Origin of the sequence: Streptomyces ossamyceticus, assembly GCF_001418475.1 — a bacterium.
Taxonomy (GTDB): Bacteria; Actinomycetota; Actinomycetes; order Streptomycetales; family Streptomycetaceae; genus Streptomyces; species Streptomyces ossamyceticus.
Map to the genome: position 1 here is coordinate 1 of NZ_LIQX01000204.1, position 3,523 is coordinate 3,523.

General features: G+C 73.5%; 4 protein-coding genes and 1 pseudogene. All 5 read left to right on the top strand.

Features of this window, described 5'->3' with window-relative positions; genetic code table 11:
* The coding region (locus AOK15_RS16510) for a S66 peptidase family protein (protein ID WP_055517464.1) at window positions 1-925 on the top strand (925 nt) is incomplete at its 5' end.
* Between the two features lie 96 nt (window positions 926-1,021).
* Complete coding sequence (locus AOK15_RS16515; RefSeq protein WP_055517466.1) at window positions 1,022-1,285, top strand: LapA family protein; 264 nt, start codon at window positions 1,022-1,024, stop codon at window positions 1,283-1,285.
* Window positions 1,286-1,364: 79 nt separating this feature from the next.
* Window positions 1,365-1,916, top strand: coding sequence for a GNAT family N-acetyltransferase (locus tag AOK15_RS16520; RefSeq protein ID WP_055517470.1), 552 nt, complete (start codon window positions 1,365-1,367; stop codon window positions 1,914-1,916).
* 53 nt (window positions 1,917-1,969) lie between these two features.
* Window positions 1,970-2,914, top strand: coding sequence for a C45 family autoproteolytic acyltransferase/hydrolase (locus AOK15_RS16525; protein WP_055517467.1), 945 nt, complete (start codon window positions 1,970-1,972; stop codon window positions 2,912-2,914).
* A 94-nt stretch (window positions 2,915-3,008) separates the two neighbouring features.
* A pseudogene (locus tag AOK15_RS46810) lies at window positions 3,009-3,396 on the top strand (arginase family protein); the annotation flags it as partial.
* Window positions 3,397-3,523: the final 127 nt, after the last annotated feature.

The following is a 3,523-nucleotide window of genomic DNA, read 5'->3' on the forward strand; positions in this document are numbered from 1 at the left end:
GCTCCTCGGGCACCGGCCCGCCCGCCTCGTGCCCGGCGCCCGGGTGGCCGTCGTCGCCCCCAGCGGGCCGGTGCCCGAGGAGCGGCTCAGCGCGGGGCTGGACCTCCTGCGCGGCTGGGACCTCGACCCCGTCGTCGCACCGCACACCCTCGACCGGCACCCCGGCTTCGACTACCTCGCGGGCACCGACGCCGACCGGGCCGCCGACTTCCAGGCCGCCTGGTGCGACCCGTCCGTGGCCGCCGTCGTGTGCGCCCGCGGCGGCTACGGCGTGCAGCGGATGGCCGACCTGCTCGACTGGGACGCCCTGCGCGCGGCCGGGCCGAAGATCCTCGTCGGGTTCAGCGACATCACCGCCCTCCACGAGGCCTTCGCCACCCGGGCCGGGCTGGTCACCCTGCACGGTCCGATGGCCGCCGGCGTCGACTTCCTCAAGAACACCCGCGCGCAGGACCATCTGCGGGCCACCCTCTTCGCCCCCGAGTCGGTCCGCACGATCACTGCCGCGCACAGCACCGCCCTCGTCCCCGGCCGGGCGCGGGGCGTCCTGCTCGGCGGCTGCCTCTGCCTGCTCGCCGCGGAACTCGGCAACCCGTACGCCCGGCCGGGCGCGCGGGGCGCCCTGGTGTGCCTGGAGGACGTCGGCGAGGAGACCTACCGCCTCGACCGCTACCTGACCCAGCTGCTGCGGGCCGGCTGGTTCGACGGGGTCGCGGGGGTCCTCCTCGGGTCCTGGGCCCAGTGCGAGCCGTACGAGGGGATCCGGGCCCTGCTCCTGGACCGCCTCGGCGGGCTCGGCGTGCCGACGGTGGAGGAGTTCGGTTTCGGCCACTGCGACGGCGCGCTGACCGTCCCGTTCGGAGTGACGGCCGAACTGGACGCGGACGCGGGCACGCTGACGCTGGACGAGCCGGCGCTGCGCTGAGCCGGCGCCCGCCCGGTGCGGAGCCGGTCCGAGGCGGCACCCCGGGTGGTGGGCTCCCGCCGGGCGGGGAGCGTCGCCGCGTCGCATCCTGGTCGTATGAGCCCGAAGACCACCGCGTCGGACCGAGGCAGGGGCAGGGGCAGGGCACGCGGGCACCGGCAGTGGGATGACATGCTGACGCCCGGCAGGGTCACCGTCGGCCTGCTCGCCGTGCTCGCCCTCGTCTTCATCTTCGAGAACACCCGCACCACCAAGATCCGACTGCTGTTCCCCGAGGTCACGATGCCGCTGTGGCTGGCGCTGCTCGGGACGGCGCTGATCGGAGCGGTGTGCGGGGCGTACTTCATGAAACGCCGCTGAGACGGCCGGCGACCCCAGGGCCCAGGCCGGGCGGCGGACGTGGGACGGCTCGGCGTACCGTTGCCGGGTGTCCGAGAACATGCGCCATCTCGCCGAGGGCCCCCGTGTGGGGATACGGCACTTCACCCTCGACGACGGTCCCGAGTTCGTCGCGCGGGCTCGGGAGAGCCGGGACCTGCACCGCCCCTGGCTCTTTCCGCCCACCACACCCGTCGCGTACGCCACCTACGCGGGGCGGCTCATCGAGGACCCCACGAAGGCCGGGTTCCTGGTGTGCGAGCGGGACAGCGGGGCGATCGCCGGGTTCATCAACATCAACAACATCGTGGAGGGCGCCTTCCAGTGCGGCGCCCTCGGCTACGGGGCCTTCGCCCACGCCGCCGGACGGGGGCTGATGGGGGAGGGGCTCGGGCTGGTCGTCGAGTACGCGTTCACCGCTCTGGGGCTGCACCGGCTGGAGATCAACGTGCAGCCCGGCAACGCCGCCTCCATCGCCCTGGCCCGGCACTGCGGGTTCCGGCTGGAGGGCTTCTCACCCGACTTCCTGTTCATCGACGGTGCGTGGCGGGACCACGAGCGGTGGGCGCTCACCACACGGACGCGGTCCGACGATCTGGCCAACCGCCCCTGAAATTTACTACGTTGCCGTCGACCCACTGTGTGCACGAGGGAGCGGCAGCCGTCATGGGGGACCTGGACAAGACCTTTCGCGCGATCGACGTCGGCGACGGCGGGGACGGACGGTGGGCCGCCCACACGCGCCCACTGTGGTCGCTCGCCGAGGGGTGGATGACCGAGGAGGGCCGCACCCCCGAGGGGGCGGAGCGGGCCCGGAAGCTGTTCGAGACGCACATGCCGGAGCTGGTCCCGGTACTGGACCGGCTCGTCCGACAGCTCGACCGGCCCGACGCCGAGGCCTTCCTCACCCTCGCCACCCTGCGCCCCTTCTTCTCGGGCTGCACCCAGATCGGTGGCGCCGGAACCCTGCTGCGCAACTACGACTTCGACCCCGACGAGTGCGAGGGCGTGATCGTCCGCTCCGACTTCCTGCGCCCGGTGATCGGTATGCAGGACGCGGCCTGGGGGCTGCTGGACGGGATGAACGACGCCGGGCTCGCGGTGTCGCTCACCTTCGGCGGGCGTCTCGTCCACGGCCCCGGCTTCGCCGTGCTCATCGTGCTGCGCTATCTGCTGGAGACCTGCGACACCGTCGACGAGGCCGTGGGCAGGCTGCGGTCCATCCCGATCTCCCTCCCGCAGAACGTCACCCTCGTCGACCGCGAGCGGGCGGTCACCGTGTACGTGGGGCCGGACATCGAGCTGACCGAGGCCCCGGACGCCTGCGCCGCCAACCACCAGCATCTGCCGGTGCCCGACGAGCAGGAGCGGTTCTCCCGGACCGGGCGGCGGCTGGCGGCGGTCCGCGCGGCGGGCGTGGACGTGGCGGCGATGCTGGAGCCGCCGCTCCACCAGACCGCGTACGACGAGGGGCTGGGCACGCTCTACACCGCCCACTACCGGCCCGGTGAGGGACGCGTCACCTACCACTGGCCCGGTGAGTCCTGGGAGCAGTCCTTCGACGCGTTCGCGCCGGGGGAGCGCACGATCCGCCTCGGGCGGCGCGGCTGAACCAGGACCGTCGGGGCGGCACCGGCCTCTCCCGGGCCCTGTCCGCCGACGCGTTCCGGCCCCGCAGGCCCGCTCGACGACGCGGGATGGGGGCATGCGGAACATCGTCGTCGTGGACGCCCCCTCGAACCTCGGACGGCGGCCGCCCGCCCCCGGCACCGTGCCCGGCTGCTACAAGCTCGCCGGGGCGCTCAGGGAGCAGAGGATCGTGCCGAGCCTGGGAGCCCTGGAGGGCGGTGTGGTGGTGCCGCCGCGGTACGACCGCGGGGACGGGCAGGAGGGGGACGGAGTCTTCCACGCGGCCGCTCTCGCCTCGTACACCCGCCGGGTCGCCGACCGGGTGGAGCGGCGCCTGCGGGCCGGGAGCTGCCCGTCGTCCTCGGCGGCGACTGCTCGATCCAGCCCGGCACCTCCCTCGCGACGCGGCGGATCGGTCGGACGCGCTGGTCGCGATCGACGCGTCCGCCGACCTCCGGTATCCGGTCACAGCACTAGTAGTGCTTGGTCAGGTCGGTTGTGGTGGTGCGTGTCTTCCGGGTTCGGTGTGGCGTTAGGCGGGTGTGACTCCGGACGAGATCGACTTGGTGCGCGGTGAGTTGGAGACGTTCG

Coding starts and splice junctions, on each gene's coding strand:
- AOK15_RS16515 (WP_055517466.1), top strand. CDS start 1,022: ATGAGCCCGAAGACCACCGCGTCGGACCGAGGCAGGGGCAGGGGCAGG.
- AOK15_RS16520 (WP_055517470.1), top strand. CDS start 1,365: ATGCGCCATCTCGCCGAGGGCCCCCGTGTGGGGATACGGCACTTCACC.
- AOK15_RS16525 (WP_055517467.1), top strand. CDS start 1,970: ATGGGGGACCTGGACAAGACCTTTCGCGCGATCGACGTCGGCGACGGC.